At 72.1% G+C, this 16,795-nt stretch carries 19 protein-coding genes and 1 pseudogene; 13 read left to right on the forward strand and 7 right to left on the reverse strand.

What is annotated here, in order from left to right:
• Positions 1-208 precede the first annotated feature (208 nt).
• The 6 genes and pseudogenes from AB0I77_RS07835 (at position 209) to AB0I77_RS07860 (ending at position 4,024) form a co-directional block, all read left to right on the forward strand.
• On the forward strand, positions 209-391 hold the full coding sequence (locus AB0I77_RS07835; RefSeq protein ID WP_363281498.1) for a hypothetical protein: 183 nt from the start codon (positions 209-211) through the stop codon (positions 389-391).
• A complete protein-coding gene (locus AB0I77_RS07840) occupies positions 388-840 on the forward strand; it encodes a monovalent cation/H+ antiporter complex subunit F (protein WP_363281499.1) in 453 nt (150 codons plus the stop codon). Before AB0I77_RS07835 ends, AB0I77_RS07840 begins: the two co-directional genes overlap by 4 nt.
• Positions 833-1,072, forward strand: a pseudogene (locus tag AB0I77_RS07845) (hydrogenase subunit MbhD domain-containing protein); the annotation flags it as partial. The gene AB0I77_RS07840 and the pseudogene AB0I77_RS07845, both read left to right, overlap by 8 nt.
• A 77-nt stretch (positions 1,073-1,149) precedes the next feature.
• Positions 1,150-1,914 (forward strand): MnhB domain-containing protein, encoded by a 765-nt coding sequence (locus AB0I77_RS07850; RefSeq protein ID WP_363281500.1) that lies wholly within the window; start codon positions 1,150-1,152, stop codon positions 1,912-1,914.
• Complete coding sequence (locus tag AB0I77_RS07855) at positions 1,911-2,261, forward strand: cation:proton antiporter subunit C (RefSeq protein WP_363281501.1); 351 nt, start codon at positions 1,911-1,913, stop codon at positions 2,259-2,261. Before AB0I77_RS07850 ends, AB0I77_RS07855 begins: the two co-directional genes overlap by 4 nt.
• A complete protein-coding gene (locus AB0I77_RS07860; RefSeq protein WP_363281502.1) occupies positions 2,261-4,024 on the forward strand; it encodes a complex I subunit 5 family protein in 1,764 nt (587 codons plus the stop codon). Before AB0I77_RS07855 ends, AB0I77_RS07860 begins: the two co-directional genes overlap by 1 nt.
• Here AB0I77_RS07860 and AB0I77_RS07865 read toward each other — a convergent pair whose 3' ends face one another.
• Positions 4,025-4,687 carry a DUF4230 domain-containing protein gene (locus tag AB0I77_RS07865; protein WP_363281503.1) on the reverse strand — a complete coding sequence of 221 codons (663 nt, stop codon included), beginning with the start codon at positions 4,685-4,687 and terminating at the stop codon, positions 4,025-4,027.
• A 143-nt stretch (positions 4,688-4,830) separates the two neighbouring features.
• Here AB0I77_RS07865 and AB0I77_RS07870 point away from each other — a divergent pair, with 143 nt between their 5' ends.
• Positions 4,831-6,111 carry a cytochrome P450 gene (locus AB0I77_RS07870; protein ID WP_363281504.1) on the forward strand — a complete coding sequence of 427 codons (1,281 nt, stop codon included), beginning with the start codon at positions 4,831-4,833 and terminating at the stop codon, positions 6,109-6,111.
• Between the two features lie 18 nt (positions 6,112-6,129).
• Here the strand turns inward: AB0I77_RS07870 and otr(A) are convergent, their stop codons facing one another.
• Positions 6,130-7,992: a tetracycline resistance ribosomal protection protein Otr(A) gene (gene otr(A) / locus AB0I77_RS07875; protein WP_363281505.1), complete on the reverse strand. Its 1,863-nt coding sequence runs from the start codon at positions 7,990-7,992 to the stop codon at positions 6,130-6,132.
• A 238-nt stretch (positions 7,993-8,230) separates the two neighbouring features.
• Here otr(A) and AB0I77_RS07880 point away from each other — a divergent pair, with 238 nt between their 5' ends.
• Positions 8,231-9,184, forward strand: a complete 954-nt coding sequence (locus tag AB0I77_RS07880) for a ribose-phosphate diphosphokinase (RefSeq protein ID WP_363281506.1) — start codon at positions 8,231-8,233, stop codon at positions 9,182-9,184.
• A 24-nt stretch (positions 9,185-9,208) separates the two neighbouring features.
• Here the strand turns inward: AB0I77_RS07880 and AB0I77_RS07885 are convergent, their stop codons facing one another.
• Positions 9,209-9,589, reverse strand: a complete 381-nt coding sequence (locus tag AB0I77_RS07885; protein WP_363281507.1) for an anti-sigma factor antagonist — start codon at positions 9,587-9,589, stop codon at positions 9,209-9,211.
• Positions 9,590-9,726: 137 nt separating this feature from the next.
• The gene (locus tag AB0I77_RS07890) at positions 9,727-10,164 is read right to left on the reverse strand and encodes a MarR family transcriptional regulator (RefSeq protein WP_363281508.1); all 438 of its coding nucleotides are present in this window, start codon (positions 10,162-10,164) and stop codon (positions 9,727-9,729) included.
• Between the two features lie 103 nt (positions 10,165-10,267).
• Here AB0I77_RS07890 and AB0I77_RS07895 point away from each other — a divergent pair, with 103 nt between their 5' ends.
• Together AB0I77_RS07895 and AB0I77_RS07900 are read left to right on the forward strand one after the other, a co-directional pair.
• Complete coding sequence (locus AB0I77_RS07895) at positions 10,268-11,722, forward strand: aldehyde dehydrogenase family protein (protein WP_363281510.1); 1,455 nt, start codon at positions 10,268-10,270, stop codon at positions 11,720-11,722.
• Between the two features lie 25 nt (positions 11,723-11,747).
• The gene (locus tag AB0I77_RS07900) at positions 11,748-12,854 is read left to right on the forward strand and encodes an NAD(P)-dependent alcohol dehydrogenase (protein WP_363281511.1); all 1,107 of its coding nucleotides are present in this window, start codon (positions 11,748-11,750) and stop codon (positions 12,852-12,854) included.
• Positions 12,855-12,863: 9 nt separating this feature from the next.
• Here AB0I77_RS07900 and AB0I77_RS07905 read toward each other — a convergent pair whose 3' ends face one another.
• Positions 12,864-13,814: an NADP-dependent oxidoreductase gene (locus tag AB0I77_RS07905; protein ID WP_363281512.1), complete on the reverse strand. Its 951-nt coding sequence runs from the start codon at positions 13,812-13,814 to the stop codon at positions 12,864-12,866.
• 71 nt (positions 13,815-13,885) lie between these two features.
• Here AB0I77_RS07905 and AB0I77_RS07910 point away from each other — a divergent pair, with 71 nt between their 5' ends.
• Complete coding sequence (locus AB0I77_RS07910) at positions 13,886-14,860, forward strand: helix-turn-helix domain-containing protein (protein WP_363281513.1); 975 nt, start codon at positions 13,886-13,888, stop codon at positions 14,858-14,860.
• Positions 14,861-14,873: 13 nt separating this feature from the next.
• Here the strand turns inward: AB0I77_RS07910 and AB0I77_RS07915 are convergent, their stop codons facing one another.
• A complete protein-coding gene (locus AB0I77_RS07915; protein ID WP_363281514.1) occupies positions 14,874-15,437 on the reverse strand; it encodes a TetR/AcrR family transcriptional regulator in 564 nt (187 codons plus the stop codon).
• Complete coding sequence (locus AB0I77_RS07920; RefSeq protein WP_363281516.1) at positions 15,434-15,796, reverse strand: DUF1304 domain-containing protein; 363 nt, start codon at positions 15,794-15,796, stop codon at positions 15,434-15,436. Before AB0I77_RS07920 ends, AB0I77_RS07915 begins: the two co-directional genes overlap by 4 nt.
• A 24-nt stretch (positions 15,797-15,820) precedes the next feature.
• Here AB0I77_RS07920 and AB0I77_RS07925 point away from each other — a divergent pair, with 24 nt between their 5' ends.
• Together AB0I77_RS07925 and AB0I77_RS07930 are read left to right on the forward strand one after the other, a co-directional pair.
• Positions 15,821-16,303, forward strand: coding sequence for a GNAT family N-acetyltransferase (locus AB0I77_RS07925; RefSeq protein WP_363281517.1), 483 nt, complete (start codon positions 15,821-15,823; stop codon positions 16,301-16,303).
• A 99-nt stretch (positions 16,304-16,402) separates the two neighbouring features.
• A complete protein-coding gene (locus AB0I77_RS07930) occupies positions 16,403-16,795 on the forward strand; it encodes a VOC family protein (protein WP_363281518.1) in 393 nt (130 codons plus the stop codon).

The raw sequence follows: 16,795 nt of genomic DNA on the forward strand, positions 1-16,795 counted from the left end.
GGTGATTACCCCCGAACCCGCCGAGAATGCCGTCGCGCTGCCCCGGGTCGTATCCGCGGGCGTTTCTCTTCGTACGGCCGGGGCACTCCGGGCTGAGACCGCGCGCGCCGCCACCGCCCCCACCCGGGGCGGTGTTTGGATGGCGCGGAAACCGCGAAACCGGCATTTCGCCGCACGGGCGAGTGAGCGGACCCCGAGGAGGTGGCGCATGAATCCGCGCGCGACGCTCCTCGCCGTCGCCGAAGTCCTGGCCTGGTGGGCCCCACTCGCCGTGCTGTGGCTGGTTTTCATCAGCGGGGTGGACACGCTGGAGCTCGCGGTCGGCGCGGGCGCGGCCGGCCTCGCCGCGCTGGCGGCACGGGCCGCCCGGCGGGCGGTGACCGGACGGTGAACGGCTGGACGCTCGCGGCCACCGTCACGCTCGGCGGCGGCGTGGGAGCCACCCTGTGGGGCGTCGCCACCGGACCGCTGCGGCGCCGGGTCGTCGCACAGAACCTGTCCACCGCCCTGGCCTGTCCCGCGCTGCTGCTGCTCGCCGAGGGCTACGACCGCCCGTCCTACGTCGATCTCGCCCTGGTCCTCGCCCTGCTGGGCCCGGTCGGCACGCTCGTCTTCGCCCGGCTGCTCGCCGACGAACTGGCCGAGGACCCGCCACGTGCCTGGGCGGTGACCTACGCCGCCGCGGGCATCGGCGCGGCGGTCGTGCTGGTGCTGTGCGTGGCCACCGGACCGAGCCGGGCGATGGTCAAGCTGCTGGTCGTCGGGGCGCTGCTGATCGGCGGGAACATCGTGGCCTCGCGCGCCCTGTCCGGTGGATTCCGGGGGATCCGCCATGGCTGACGCGGTGATCGTCGTCGCGCTGCTGCTGGTCGCCGTGGCGGCGACCATGGCGGTCCTGGTCCGCGACCCGGTGCGCCAGGCCCTGGTCCTGGCCGTCCTCGGTGTCGTCCTCGCGGTGCTGTTCACCGTGCTCCAGGCGCCCGACGTCGGGTTGTCGCAGCTCGCGGTGGGCTCCGCCCTCACCCCGCTGTTGCTGCTGCTCACGGTCCGCAAGGTCAGACGGCGCGGTCAGAAAAGTGGACCGAAAAGCGGACCGAAGAGCGGACAGGACGGCGGTCGGCAAGGTGACCACAAGGAGGTACCCGGGCGGTGAACCAGCGCATCCGGCTCTGGCTCGTGGCCGTGGGAGGCGCGGGCCTGGCGGTCCTGCTCGTCGCCGCCTGCCTCGACCTCCCGGACTTCGGCGGCGACCGGCATCCCTACGGAGACCGGGCCGTGCGCGAAGCCCTCGCCCGGCACACCGCGAACACCGTCGCCTCCGTCAACTTCGACCAGCGCGCCTTCGACACCCTCGGCGAGATGACCATCCTCTTCGCGGCCGTCCTGGGCTGCGTGGTCCTGCTGCGGCAGACCCGCGACGAACACCGGGCCCGGCCCGAACCCGAGCCGGTGGCCCGCCCCGTACGCCGCTACGCCCTGATCGTCCTGCCCGTCGCCCTGCTCACCGGCCTGTACGTCATCGCGCACGGGCAGCTCAGCCCCGGCGGCGGCTTCCAGGGCGGCGTCGTCGCCGCGACCTCCCTGCACCTGCTCTACCTGGGCGCCGACTACCGCGCTCTGGAACGCATCCGCCCGGTCGGCCGCTACGAGGCCGGCGACGCGGTCGCCGCCTGCGCCTACCTCGTCACCGGCCTCGCCGGCCTGCTCGGCGGTACCGCCTTCCTCGCCAACACCCTGCTGCCGTACGGCACGTTCAACACGCTGTCCTCCGGCGGCACCGTGCCCCTGCTGAACGCGGCCATCGGCATGGAGGTCGCCTGCGCGGTCGTCGTGCTGCTCGCCCGCTTCCTGGACCAGGCCGTCGAGATCGAGGAAGAGATCGGGGAAGAGTTCGAGGAGGAGAGCGGGACATGACGCACGTCCTGCCGTACCTGGTCGCCGCATGGGTCTTCCTGGCCGGCTGCTACGGCCTCGCCACCAGCCGCAATCTGATCCACGCCGTCGGCTGCCTGTCCGTCTGCCAGGCCGCCACGTACGTCCTGCTGCTGGCCGTGGGCTACCGCGACGGCGCCACCGCGCCCGTTTTCTCCGACGTGCGGCCCGGCTCCAGGCCGGTCGTCGACCCCGTCGTGCAGGCGCTGGCGCTCACCGACGTCGTCGTCGGCGCCACCGTCACGGCGCTGCTGCTCGCCCTCGTGGTCCAGGTCGCCAAACGCCACGGCACCCTCGACCCCGACGAACTGACCGAGCTGCGCGGCTGATGAACGACCTGCTGCCGCTCCTGGTCGCCATGCCGCTGCTCGGGGCCGCCCTGCTGGTGGCCTGCGGCCGCCGCGTGCCCCGGCTCGTCGCCGAGTCCGTGGGCTGCGCCGTCGCGGGCGGCACGGCCGCGCTCGCGCTCGTGCTGCTCCTGAACTCCTCTCCCCCCATGGTCGAGTGGGCCGGCGGCTGGACGCCCGTGAACGACAGGAGCGTCGGCATCGTCCTCGTGGGGGACGGACCCGGCCTCGGCATGGCCGCGCTCGCCTCGCTGCTGACGCTGGCGGCCCTGGCGTACTCCTGGCACTACTTCGACGAACCGCCGCGCCGCCACGCCGGTTCGTTCCCGGCGCTGGTGCTGCTCTTCCAGGCGGGCATGTGCGGCTTCGCGGTCGCGGGCGACCTGTTCAACGCGTTCGTGTGGTTCGAGCTGATGAGCGTCGTCGCGTACGCGCTCACCGGCCACCGGATCGAGGAGGCCAGGGCCGTGCAGGGCGCCCTGACCTTCGGGGTCGTCAACTCCCTCGGCGCGTACGCGATGCTGATGGGCATCGGGCTGCTGTACGCCCGCACCGGCGAGCTGGCCATGACCCAGATCGGCCGGGGCCTCGACGCACACGGCGCGCCCGACACGCTCGTCCTCGCCGGCTTCGTCCTCGTCCTGACCGGCCTGCTGGTCAAGGCCGCCGCCGTGCCCTTCCACTTCTGGCTCCCGGACGCGCACGCCGTCGCACCCACGCCCGTGTGCATGCTGCTGTCCGGCGTCATGGTCGAACTCGGCGCGTACGGCGTGTGGCGCGTGTACGGCACCGTCTTCGCCGGGCCCGGCGGGGTCCCGGCCGCCGACTTCGAACGGGCGCTGCTGGTGCTCGGCGCGCTGACGGCGGCGGTCGGCGCGGTGATGTGCTGGTACCAGCGGCACATCAAGCGGCTGCTGGCGTACTCGACGATCGCCCACATAGGGCTGTTCCTCATCGGCATCGGCGTCCTCAAACCCGAGGCGGACGACGGGATCGCCCTGTACGTCCTGGGCCACGCGGGCGTGAAGGCCGCCCTGTTCGCCTGCGCCGGCATCCTCCTCGACCGCTACGGCAGCGTCGACGAGCACGCGCTGCACGGACGGGCCGGGGAACTGCGCGGCGTCGCCGTGCTGTTCGCCGTCGGAGCCCTGGGGCTGGCCGGGCTGCCGCCCTTCGGCACGGCCCTCGGCAAGTCCGTCACCGAGGAGGCCGTGGGCTGCCCGCTCACCGTGCTCTACGTCGTGGCGACCGCGATCACCGCCGGAGCGGTACTCCGGGTCGCCGCGCGGGTCTTCCTCGGCCTCGGGCCCGCACCCCGGGACGAGAACGCGTACGAGACGACCGGCACCGGCGAGCGGCCCGAGACCCGGCACCGGCTGGGCCGGATCCCGGACACCATGACGGCGGTTCCCGCGGTGCTGCTCGCCGGGGCGCTCGCCGTCGGCGTGGCACCCGGCTTCGCCGACGTCGTGGCGCACGCCGTGAACGAAGCCGGGTCCGGGGGCGCCGTGGTCGCACCCGTGCACTGGACCCCGGCCGGCATCCTGCTGGGCCTGGCCTCGACCCTGCTGGCCGGGGGCCTCGCCGCCCTCGCTGTCGCCCGCCCGAAGCTGCTCGCCGCACCGCAGTGGGCGCACCCGCTGCGGCGTCTGCAGTCCGGGCACGTCGGGGACTACGTGGCCTGGGTGCTGATCGGCACCACGGTGCTCGGCGCCCTCGCGCTGCCGGGGATCCTCGGCGCCTGATCAGCCGCCGTAGGTGACGCGCACCTCCTTGAAGCCGAGGGAACTCAACAGACCTTTCAGCATGCTCGTGGTGTTGCTCTCGGCCCGCTTGGTCAGCTCGCTCTTCTTCGCCGCGTCGCTGATGTGCCGTACCGCGAGCTTCTGCACCGCCTGTTCGCTGTTGGGGTTGTCCGAGAAGAGGTCGCCGAGGCGGTCGAGGAGACCGCGCTGTTTGGAGACGGCGTAGGAACGGTCGGCGTCCAGGGTGGCCTTGCCGAGTCGGGCGTGCGGCAGGCGCAAGGTGGCGGACGTGCGGTCGTCGTTGACCGTCACGTCGTTGTCGCCGACCTTGCCGAGGTCGACGTAGGCGTCGACGGTGCCCGCCCCGACGTACAGGGTGCGGGAGCCGCGGATCGCGTCGGGCAGGTACTTGGTGTCCTTCTCCAGGTCGACGACGATCTGGAAATTGCCGGACGCGGCGTCGTAACGGCTGATGTCCTGGATGGACTGGAGCAGTGCGGGACCCGAGCGGTCGTGCGTCTCGGTGCCGAACAGGTCCTTGAGGCCCGGCAGCACGCTCAGCCGGATCCCCGCGAAGAACACGACGAGCACCAGCACTACGGCGCTCACCGCCTTCGCCCAGCCGGGCATGCGCTTGGACACGCGCCTGATGGGAGTCGTCATGGCGACGGCCCTCCTTCCTACTGGACGAATGCCCCCTCAAAGGCCTTGCCAGACCGCCGCGTTGGCCGATTGGCACCGCTGACGGGGCAAGGGCGGCGCACTAGCGTGAAGTGACCCTCCCTTCCAGCGCGTCTGGAGACCCGATGAGCGCAGACAGCACCTCCCGGACCCAGTGCCCCATGCACCGCATCCCGCTCCCCGAGCCCGGGCCGCCCCGCCTGGGTACCCTGGCCACCGGCACCCCGGTCTGGCTGGTGACCCGGTACGCCGAAGTGCGGCAGGTGCTCATGGACCCCCGGTTCGACCGGAGTTCCCTGCACGCCGAGGGCGCCCCGCCGCTGCTCGTCGTACCGAACCTGCTGGACGCCCCGGAGAGTCTGCTCAATCAGGACGGACCCGCCCATCAGCGGCTGCGCGGCACGGTCCAGCGGGCGTTCACGCCCCGGGCGATCGCCCGCTGGCGGCCCTGGGTCGCCTCGGTGGTGGACACGCTCCTCGACGAGTTCGCCGAGCGGCCCCGACCGGCCGACATCGTCGAGGGGTTCACACGTGCCCTGCCGGTCGCGGTCGTCTCGCGTCTGATGGGGCTCGGCCATGCCGACTGGGAGCGCATCCGGTACTGGGCCGACCACGCCCTGTCCGGCGGCGCGCACACCGCCGAGGAAGTCGGCCTGGCCATGCGGGAGTTCGGTGCTTTCGCCGGTGACCTGGTGGTCGAGCGGCGGAAGGCTCCCGGCGACGAGCTGGTGAGCGCGCTGGTGGCGGCGGGCGACGAGCTCGGGATCGACGAACGGCAGCTGGTGAACCTGGTCTGCGGTCTGGTCGTGGCCGGACACGAGACGACGATGACGGCGCTCGGCAACATCGTCGTCCACCTCCTCACCGACGGGCGGGCGGCCTGGCCGCGCCTGGCCGAGGGCGAGGAGGCGGCGGCGACCGCGGTCGAGCAGCTGCTGCGGACGGTCCCGCTCAGCGAGGGACGGGTGCTGCCCGGCCTGATCCGCCGGGCCGTCGAGGACGCCGAGATCGGCGGAGTGACCATCCCGGCGGGCAGCGTGGTCGCCGTGCAGACCAACGCCGCCAACCGCGACCCCGAGGTCTTTCCGCCGGGAGCACCTGGAACCCCTGGAACACCTGGAACACCTGGAACACCGGGATCGCCCGGACAGCCCGGACAGCCCGGACAGCCCGGCCCGCCCGGCCCGGCCGACCTGTTCGCGCCTCTGCCTTCGCCCAGCGTGGTCTTCGGCGCCGGGCCCCACCACTGCCTGGGCGCCTGGCTCGCCCGGCTGGAACTCGGTCTCGCCCTGCACCGCCTGGCCGCCCGCTTCCCGGGGCTGCGCGCCGAGTTCACCCCTGACACGATCGAGTGGCGCGAGGGACAGATAACACGCAGTCCGCGACGACTGCCGGTGTCCTGGTGACGTTCGGGCCGAAACCCGTCAGTGCGGCTCGAGTTCGCGGTCGCCCGACGGCCGCGACCACCACACCCCCTCCCCGTGCGTGAGCCCGGGCAGCCGCAGCTCGATCTCGCGCACCCGCCGGGCCGGGAGCTCACCGGTGATCAGCCAGGCCGTGGCCCCGCCCGTGGTGCCGGTGAACTCGGCTCCGAGGGACGCCAGTTGAGCCGTGACCGGGGCCAGCGCGTCCAGCGGGACCTCCGCCTCGAAGGCGTGGTACGGCTCGTACAGCCGGGTCCCCGCCCGCTGAAGGGCCCGGCGCAGCACGATCGGGGTGAGTCCGCGGAAGTCGGCGGCGGTGCTGAGCGGCGCGCAGAAACCGGACCGGATCAGTGTGACCCGGTAGTCGGCGACGGACGCCCCGGACAGCCCGGTCGTCATGGTCGAGTGCACCGTCTCCTCGATGGCCTGATGGAAGGCGCGGGGGAGCGCGCCGAGTTCCGTCTCGTACGTGAACACCCCGCCGGAGCCGAACGGTCCCGGCTCGACCCGCAGACCGATCGTCGCCCAGTAGTGGGTGTGGTCGTGCCAGGGCATCTCGTCGAAGGCCTCGCCGACGCCGGCCGGCCGCTCCAGGAACCGGACGCGGCCCGGCTCGAAGTCGGCCTCGATGCCGAATTCCTGGACGAGCGTCGCAGCCAGCACCTCCATCTGGACCTCGCCGTACAGGAGCAGCGCGGTGGCGCCGGACGCCGCGGGGCGGGCGTGCATCAGCGGGTCCTGGTCGGCGAGCGCCAGCAGAGCGGAGCGCAGCGGCGCCGCCTGCTCGGGGCGGCGGGCCCGGACCAGGGTCTCCAGGGTCGGCGGCGCGAACTGCGGGGCCCGGTCGGTGAGTTCGCCGAGCCGGTCGCCCACCCGGATGCCGGGCACGCCGGTGAGGGCCGCGATGTTCCCCGCGGTGAGCGGCTCGGGCCGCCCGACGACATCGAGGCGGGTCACCCGCCCGCCGACCTCGGTGCTCCGGCCGTCGGCCTCGCGCCGCAGGAACCTCAAGGGCTGACGCCGGACGACCTCACCGTCGTACAGACGCAGATACGCGGTGCGCTCGCCGCCGGGACCGGGCCGCACGGCGAACACCGTGCCGCGTGGTGCCGAGTCCCCGGTCGCCGGGGGCGGCGGGATCAGCCGGGTCATGCCCTCGACGAGTTCGGCGACGCCCTGGCCGCCGAGGGCCGAGCCGAAGAAGACGGGATGGCACGAGCCGTCGGCGGTGCGGGCGGCGAGGGCGGCGCGCAGGTCGTCCGCGGTGGGCTCGGGGCCGTCCACGACCGCCGCCAGGATGTCCGGGTCCACCTCGGCGAGGGCTTCGGCCAGCCGTCGGTCGGCCGGCGGGACAGGCGTCACCCGCGCCTGCGCCGTGCCGATGCCCGTCACGTCCGTGAGCGGCACGACCTGCGGGGTCAGCTTGCGCCGGATGTCGGTGAGCAGGCTCTCGCAGCGGGCGCCCGCCCGGTCGATCTTGTTGACGAACACCAGCGTGGGCAGCCGCAGCCTGCGCAGGGTCCGCATCAGGACGCGCGTCTGTGCCTGTACGCCCTCCACGGCGGACAGCAGCAGCACCGCGCCGTCCAGGACCTCCAGGGCGCGTTCGACCTCGGCGATGAAGTCGGAGTGCCCCGGCGTGTCGATGAGGTTGATCTGGGTGTCGCCGACGGTGAAGGCGGCGACGGCGGAGCGGATGGTGATGCCGCGCTGCCGTTCGATCGCCCCGTCGTCGGTGCGGGTGTCACCGGCGTCGACGCTGCCGAGCCGGTCGATCGCGCCGTGGTCGAACAGCAGCCGCTCGGTGAGGCTGGTCTTACCGGCGTCGACGTGGGCCAGAATTCCGATGTTCAGGGTGTGCATGCGTGGTCGAGTCCTCAAGAACCGTCGTCCAGTAGGGGCGCTGGGAGATTCCGAGGAGTCGGCGCATGTGAGGTTTCCTGACGTGAGAGAACGACGTGAGAGAACGACGTGAGTGAACCGTGCGGGAACACGGGCACGTGGCCATCATGGCCCGCGCCCATGGACGCTCCGCAACCGGTTTTCGCCCGGCCCGTAGCATGAGGCCCGGCAGCCGGAATGATCACGCGAGGAGCGGACCGTGCGAGACATCGCCGTGTTCAGCGGGAGTGCCCATCCAGAGCTGGCTCAGGAGGTCTGCGCGCATCTCGGTGTGCCGCTCAGCCCCACCCGGGTCAGCCGGTTCGCGAACGACTGTCTGGAGGTACAGCTCCAGGCGAACTGCCGGGAACGGGACGTCTTCCTCATCCAGCCGCTGGTCAAGCCGGTCCAGGAGCACCTCGTGGAGCTGCTGCTGATGTGCGACGCGGCGCGCGGCGCGTCGGCCCGGCGGATCAGCGTCGTCATGCCGCACTACTCCTACGCCCGCTCCGACAAGAAGGACGAACCGCGTATCTCCCTGGGCGGGCGGCTGGTCGCGGACCTGATGGTGGCGGCGGGCGCGAGCCGGGTCCTGGCGATGACGCTGCACTCGCCGCAGGTCCACGGCTTCTTCTCGGTCCCGGTGGACCATCTGCACGCCCTGCGCGAGCTGGCCGCGCACTTCAGGCAGTACGACCTGACCCGCACCACCGTCGTCTCGCCGGACCTCGGCAACGCCAAGGAGGCCGCCGCGTTCGCCCGGATGCTCGGCGCCCAGGTGGCGGCCGGCGCCAAACAGCGGTTCGCGGACGACCGGGTGAGCATCAACTCCGTCATCGGCGAGGTCGCCGGACGGGACGTCATCGTGCTGGACGACGAGATCGCCAAGGGCAGCACCGTCCTCGAACTGCTCGACCGGCTGCGGGAGCTGGGGCCGCGCTCGATCCGGGTCGCCTGCACGCACGGACTGTTCGCGGACGGCGCGCTGAAGCGGATCGGCTCGCAGCCCGACGTCCTGGAGATCGTGTGCACCAACACCGTGCCGGTGTCCGAGGAGGAGCGCACGGACAAGCTGCGGATCCTGACCGTCGCCCCGGCGCTGGCCGAGGCCGTGCGCCGCATTCACAACGGTGAGTCCGTCAGCGCCCTGTTCGACGCGGCGCGACCCGAATGACGGGTGAGCCGGGCTCGGGCACGGTCATAACGAGCCGGACGCCGCCTCGGGCTGACCCAGGGCCGCGTCCAGCGTCGGCATCGGGGGCAGCAGCCGGGACAGACCGGTGACGCGCAGTACTCGCAGGGTGAGCGGATGCGTGCAGACCAGGAGCAGCTGCCCGCCCTGGTCGAGCACCCGGCCGCGGGCGCGGTGGAGCAGGCGCAGCCCGGAGCAGTCGAAGAACTCCACACCGCTGAGGTCGATCACCAGACGGGTGCCCGGCCGCCCCGTCACCCGGTCCAGATACGGGATGATCTCCATGGCCGCGGCGATGTCGATCTCCCCGTGGAACTCCAGCACCGTGTGACCCCGGTCCTGGTGGACACGTAGATGCCGGGTGAGCGGTGCGGGTTCCTGCTGCACGACGACATCGCCTCCAACCGGCTCCTCAAAGCGGCGGGGTTGCAGGGCAAATCCGTTCCTCGCCCTGCAAGTTACCCTCGATGGAGTGAATTGGAGCATGTTCGATTGACATATGTCTTCGAATTGGGGCGGACGTCTTAGGACAGGGCCTGCCAGGCCTTGGAGAGCGCCTGGCGGAACTGCTGGGCCTGGTGCGCCGAGAGGTCCCGCACCATCCGCTCCTCCAGCTCCCGTACGGGCTCCACGTAGCGCGCGAGCAGCTCGCGGCCCTCGTCGGTCAGCAGGATCAGCAGCTCGCGCCGATTGCGGGGGTTGCGCTCCCTGTGTACCAGCCCGCGACCTTCCAGTGACCGTACGAGATCGGCGATCGACTGGGCGGTGACGAACGAGTCGCGGGCCAGCTGGGCCGCCGACAGTCCGTCGTGTCGCTCCAGGACGGTGAGCGCGGTGTACTGGAGTGCGGTGATTCCAGCTGGTTTGACCAGCTCGTCCAGATGGGAGCGCACGACGAGCTCCACCTGCTTCACCATGTAGAGGAGCGACGGCGGCGCCTTGGTCGCCTGTGTGTCCAGCATGAGTTAACCCTAGAGCATTGACAGGAAACCTGTCTGTAAAGAGACTGCGAACCAACAGGAATCCTGTTGATTGAAATCTTGGCAATGACGCTGAGGAGTGGTGATGACCACCTTCGAGATCGAACCCGGACAGCTGTTCATCGGGGGGCAGTGGCTCGAGGCCGCCGACGGAGCGCGCACCGAGGTGGTCGACCCGTCCCGGGGCGCGGTCGTCACCACCGTCGCGGAGGCGGGCGCCGCCGACGTGGACGCCGCCGTACGCGCCGCCCGTGCGGCCTTCGACGGCGGCACCTGGTCCGGGCTGAGCGGACGTGAGCGGGGCAGGGTGCTGCACCGCGTCTCCGAGCTGATCCGTGAGCACGCCGAGGAGATCGCCGAGCTGGAGAGCCTGGACGTCGGCAAGCCGATCTCCCTGTGCCGGCCGGTCGACGTGCTGACCGCGGCCGACGAGTACGAGTACAACGCCGCCCTCGCCCAGACCCTCGACGGCGCAACCCGGGACACCCCGATGAACGCGCTGGCCTACACCCGGCGCGGCCCGCTCGGCGTGGTCGCCGCGATCACCCCCTTCAACTTCCCGCTGGTCCTCTCCAGCTCGAAGCTCGCCCCCGCCCTCGCGGCCGGCAACACGGTCGTGCACAAGCCGGCCGACGAGACCCCGCTCAGCGCCCTGTACATGGCCCGGCTGCTCCAGAAGGCCGGAGTCCCGGACGGCGTCGTCAACGTCGTCACCGGCATGGGCCCGGTCGCCGGCGAGGCGCTGCTGAGGCATCCCGGCGTCGACAAGGTCGCCTTCACCGGCTCCACCGCGGTCGGCCGGCACGCCGCGAGCGTGGCCGGCGAGGCGCTCAAGCCCGTCACGATGGAGCTCGGCGGCAACGCGGCCCACGTCGTCTTCGAGGACGCCGATCTGGAGAAGGCGGTCGGCGCGGTCATCAAGGGCTTCGTCTTCAACACCGGACAGTTCTGCATGGGCGGACCCCGGCTGCTCGTGGCGCGCTCGGTGTACAGCACCCTGCTGGGCATCCTCGCCGACGCCGTCCCCGGCGTGCCGCTCGGCGATCCCCGGCGGCCCGAGACGGTCGTCGGGCCGATGGCGGGGGAGAAGCACCTGAGGAAGGTCGAGGAGTACGTCGACCTGGCCCGCAAGGAGGGCGGCCGCATCGTCTGCGGCGGCGAACGCCTCGACCTCGACGGAGGCTACTACTACAAGCCGACCGTGATCGCCGACCTGCCGAACGACTCCCGCGTCGTCCAGGAGGAGATCTTCGGACCGGTCCTCACCGTGCAGCCCTTCGACTCCGAGGACGAAGCCGTCGAACTCGCCAACTCCACGCCGTACGGCCTGGCGTCCGGCGTCCAGACGACGAACCTCGCCCGCGCGCACCGCATCGCCGACCGGATCCAGGCGGGCATCGTCTGGATCAACGACTGGGCGATGCTCGACCCGGCCATCCCGTTCGGCGGGGTCAAGGACTCCGGCTTCGGCCGCGAGTACGGGCCCGAGGCGCTCGCCGCCTACACCAAGGTCAAGTCCGTCGTCGTCTCGCTCGACTGAGCGCGCCTTTCAAGGAGTTCCCGCGATGTCCCTCACCACCCGCGCCGCCGTCGTCGAGTCCGGCGGAGCGCCCTTCACCCTCGCCGACGTCGTCCTCGACGAGCCCGCACCGCACGAGGCGGTCGTCCGTATGGTGGCAACCGGCCTGTGCCACACCGACCTCGGCGTGGCGAGCGGCGGACTGCCCTTCCCCCTCCCCGGAGTTCTGGGGCATGAGGGCGCGGGCGTCGTGGAGGCCGTCGGCTCCGCCGTCACCGGCGTCGCGCCCGGCGACCACGTCGTCCTGTCCTTCACCTCCTGCGGCGACTGCCGCAACTGCCGTGGCGGTCACCCCGCGTACTGCGCCACCTGGCTGCCGCTCAACCTCATCGGCGGTCGCCGGGCCGACGGCACCAGCACCATCAGCCGCGACGGCGAGCCGCTCGGCGGTCACTTCTTCGGCCAGTCCTCGTTCGCCGAGCGGGCCCTGGTGGACGAGCGCAGCCTGGTCAAGGTCGACCCCGACGTACCGCTGGAGTCGATCGCCCCGCTGGGCTGCGGTGTACAGACCGGAGTCGGCGCCGTCTGGAACGTACTGAAGCCGGCCACCGGCTCAGCGGTCGTCGTCCTCGGCGCCGGAGCCGTAGGCCTGTCGGCGGTCATGGCCGCCGCGCTCAGCCCGGCGAGCACGATCGTCGCCGTCGACAAGGTCGGCGAACGCCTGTCGCTGGCCCGGGAGCTGGGTGCCACCCACACCGTCAACGCCGGCGAGGCCGATCTCGGGGAGACCATCGCGGAGATCACCGGCGGCCAGGGCGCGGACGGCGTGGTGGAGACCACGGGCAGTGTCGCCGTCCTGCGCCAGGGCGTCGACGCGCTCGGCGCCCGCGGCACGCTCGTCGTGGTCGGCGCCCCGCCGTTCGGCAGTGAAGTCGCCCTGGACGTCAACGGGCTGCTCGGCGGCAAGCGGGTCGTCGGCCTCACCCTCGGCGACGCCGAGACGCAGACCTTCATCCCCGCCCTGGTCCAGCTGGTGAAGGAGGGGCGCCTGCCGTTGCACCGCCTGATCAGCACCTATCCGTTCGCGGACATCGACCAGGCGGTGCGGGACATGCGCGCGGGCAAGGCGATCAAGCCCGTGCTCACTTTCTGACCCCTCGGGTCAGTCGACCGTGAGGACCAGCTTGCCCGTGGTCCGGCCGGTGCCGCCCAGCGCATGCGCCTCGGCGGCATCGGCCAGCGGGAAGGTACCCGCGATCGTGGCGCGCAGCTTGCCCCGCTCGACGAGGTCCACGATCGTCTTCATCCCGGCCCGGTCGGCGTCGACGAGCATGCGCAGGGCCCGCACACCCAGCCGCTTCGCCTCCTCGTAGAAGTCGTCCGGGCCGACCGGCAGGATCGATACCACGAGCCCGCCCGGTCGCAGCACGCGCAGCGAGCGCAGGGAGGTCTCGCGGCCGATCGTGTCCAGCACGACGTCGACGTCCTTCACGGCCTCGGCGAAGTCCGTCTCCCGGTAGTCGATCGCCTCGTCCACGCCGATCTCGCGCAGGAAGTCGTGCTTGCCCGCGCTCGCCGTGCCGATCACATGCGCGCCCCGCGCCTTGGCGATCTGCACGGCCACGTGTCCGACCCCGCCGGCCGCCGCGTGGATCAGCACGCGCTGACCCGGCTGGAGGTCGGCGTTCTCGACCAGGGCCTGCCACGCGGTCAGGGAGACCAGCGGCAGCGCGGCCGCCTGCGTGTGGTCGATCATGGACGGCTTGTGCACGAGAGCGCGGGCCGGAGCGATGACGTACTCGGCGTGCGATCCGTGGCCGAACGGGTACGGCAGCATGCCGAAGACCTCGTCGCCGGGCCGGAACGCGGCCACGCCGATGCCGACCTCCTCGACCACGCCGGAGACGTCCCAGCCGAGCACGAAGGGCGGCTCGCCGAGGAAGCCACCGGTCTCGCGGTGCTTCCAGTCGGTGGGGTTGACCCCGGCGGCGCGAACCCGGACCAACACCTGGTTCGGACGCGGCTTCGGACGCTCCACCCGCACTTCCTCGAGGACCTCGGGACCGCCCAGGACGTCCTGGCTGATGGCTCGCATCGTGTTCACAGTGCTCATGGTGAACCAGCCTGCCCGGAATCGCCCGTCCGGGAAATGGCATGATTGCCAAGCTTCGATAAGATCTTGCCATGGATGATGCGGAGCGGCGGGTCGAGCGGGTGGAGCGGGTCGTGGTGCTGGCCCTGGACGGCGTGTACCCCTTCGAACTCGGCATCCCCAGCAGGATCCTCGGCGCGGCCGACGGCCGGTACGAGGTGCTGACGTGCACCGTCGACGGTCAACCCGTGCGCACCAACGCGGACTTCGGCATCACCGTCGACCATGGCCCCGAGGCCCTCGCCACCGCCGACACGGTGGTGATCGCGCCCATCTCGCCGTCCCGGGTGACCGCCGACCTCCCGGACGAGATCCTCGCCGCCCTCGCCTTCATTCGCCCCGACGCGCGCATCGTCTCCATCTGCACCGGCGCCTTCGTCCTCGCGGCGGCCGGGCTCCTGGACGGCCGCAAGGCCACCACCCACTGGCAGCTCGCCGACCGGTTCAAGCGCATGTTCCCGCACCTCGCCCTCGACCCGGACGTCCTCTTCGTCGACGACGGCCGGATCCTCACCTCGGCGGGAGCCGCCTCCGGCGTGGACGTCTGCCTGCACGTCGTCCGCCAGGACCACGGCAGCGAACTGGCCAACACGGTCGCCCGGCGCTGCGTGGTCCCGCCGTTCCGGGACGGCGGCCAGGCGCAGTACATCGAGCAGCCGGTCCCGGAGCGGGGCGGCGCGAGCACGGCAGCGACCCGTGCCTGGGCCATGGAACGCCTCGGCGAACCCCTGACCCTGGCGGACCTCGCCGGCCACGCCCGGATGAGCCTGCGCACCTTCGCCCGCCGCTTCAACGACGAGACCGGCCTCAGCCCCGGCCGCTGGCTCATCCAGCAGCGCATCGCCCGGGCCCGGCACCTGCTGGAGTCCAGCGACCTGCCCGTGGACCAGATCGCCGGCCGCGTCGGCTTCGCCACGGGCGCCTCCCTGCGCCAGCACCTGCACGCCGCGATCGGGGTCTCGCCACAGGCCTACCGGCGGACGTTCCAAGCTGCGGGCGCCCGCTGAACGCTCTGTTCCCTCACCGGCTCGCGTGCAGGGCGACCAGCAACTGCCAGACCTGGTCGGCGATGTCGCCGGCGTCGGCTTCGAGGAGGCCGTGCAGCCAGTCGGCGAGGACTCCGGCGAAGGTGGCGGCGACGGCCGAGGCGACCAGCGGGGCGTCGGCCGCGCCCGCCAGTTGGCGTTCGCGCAGGCTGTAGGCGCGCAGATCCCGGTGCAGCACCCGGCCGAGGGGGCCGCCGCCGCCCGGGCTCAGCAGCACGCGGTACAGCGCGGCGCGCGGGGCGAGCGAGGCGAAGAACTCCGCCAGCGCGGGCGGCGCGTGCACCGGATCGGGCCGGCCGCGCCAGGCGTGCAGCGCCTCCACTGCCTCGCGTACGACGTCCGCGCACGCATCGACCGCCAGGGCCTCCAGGTCGGCGTAGTGGACGTAGAAAGTGGCCCGACCGACCCCCGCCCGGCGGGCCAGCGCGGCCACACCGACCTCCGACAGGGGCCGTTCGGCGCACTCGTCGAACAGGGCCCTGCGCAGCCGCGCCCGGGTGCGCGCGGCCCGCGGGTCCTCGGGCCCGCCGCGGTTCACCGCGCGAGCAGGACGGCGCCCAGGGCGAGCGCGCCGGGCAGGGCCTGCGCGAACAGGATGCGAGGGTTGGCGGTGGCGGCGCCGTAGCCACCGGCGACCACGACGCAGCACAGGAAGAACACCTGGACGCGGAAACCGGTGGGATCGGCGGCGATCAGCCCCCAGACCAGGCCCGCCGCGAGGAACCCGTTGTACAGCCCCTGGTTGGCGGCCATCGGCGCGGTCGCCCGGGCCATCTCCCGATCGAACCCGTGCAGCGCCCGGCCGGGCTTCCTCTGCCACAGGAACATCTCCAACACCAGGATGTAGGCGTGCAGAGCGGCCACGAGGCCGACCAGTAGGGCCGCCAGGGTTTCCATGAGCTTCCTCTGTTTATTGGACAGGTGTCTACCATAGCAAGACATCTGTCCAGCAAGTGGCTCGTCGCCTGCAGCGCGGGGTTGTTCGCCGAGGACGGCGGCACCCGGGACGTGAGCATCAACGTCGACTGGCCGCGGGAGCACGGAGCGGCGTCGTTCGCGACGGCCCTCGAAGACCCGGCACGGCTCGTGCTGGTGGCGGACCGCGGCGGGCAGGTGGTCGGACACCTGATGGGTTCCGTGACCGAGCCGACGGCCATGCGGCCGGTCAAGTCCGCCACGCTGATCAGCATGTACGTCCGCCCTGCCCACCGGCGAGCCCGCGCCGGGGCCCGGCTGGTGGAGGAGTTCCTCGCCTGGGCCGGGGCGCGGGGCGCCGGACTGGCGGAGGTGACCGCCTACTCGGCCAACACGGACGCGATCCGCTTCTACGAGCGGCACGGTTTCGGGCCGCGCTCGCTCACGCTGGGGCGACCGCTCCGGGGCGAGGAGCAGGACAAGCCGTAGGCAGGACGGCTGGTCGCCGACTGAATCGGCCGGGCCGGGATATCCGCAAGGGAGAGGGCGCGGGGCACGACCCCGCGCCCCGGACCCTTCGGAGGAGACATGGCCTTGGTGAAAGCGGGCGTCGTCGTGCTCGACTGCGCCGAGCCCGAGAAGATCGCGGTGTTCTACAAAGAGCTGCTGGACGCCGAGCAGACGCACGAGAGTGCCAACCGGGTGGAGATCAGGGGCGCCGACGGGATCCGGCTGGCGTTCCGCCGAGATGCTAACGCGACGCCGCCGAGCTGGCCCCGCCCCGAGAACGCCCTCCAGGCCCACCTGGACTTCGTGGTGGAGGACCTGGACGAGGCGGAGCGCAAGGTCGTCGGGCTCGGCGGGCGCCCCCTGGAGACGAAGGAATCCGCCGGGCCGTACGAGGAACGCGGTTACGCCGACCCGGCCGGTCACTCCTTCACCCTGCGCCTCGTCCCTTCGAGCGCGCCCAAGCAGGGCTGA

It is taken from the genome of Streptomyces sp. NPDC050619, assembly GCF_040654815.1.
Classification (GTDB): domain Bacteria; phylum Actinomycetota; class Actinomycetes; order Streptomycetales; family Streptomycetaceae; genus Streptomyces.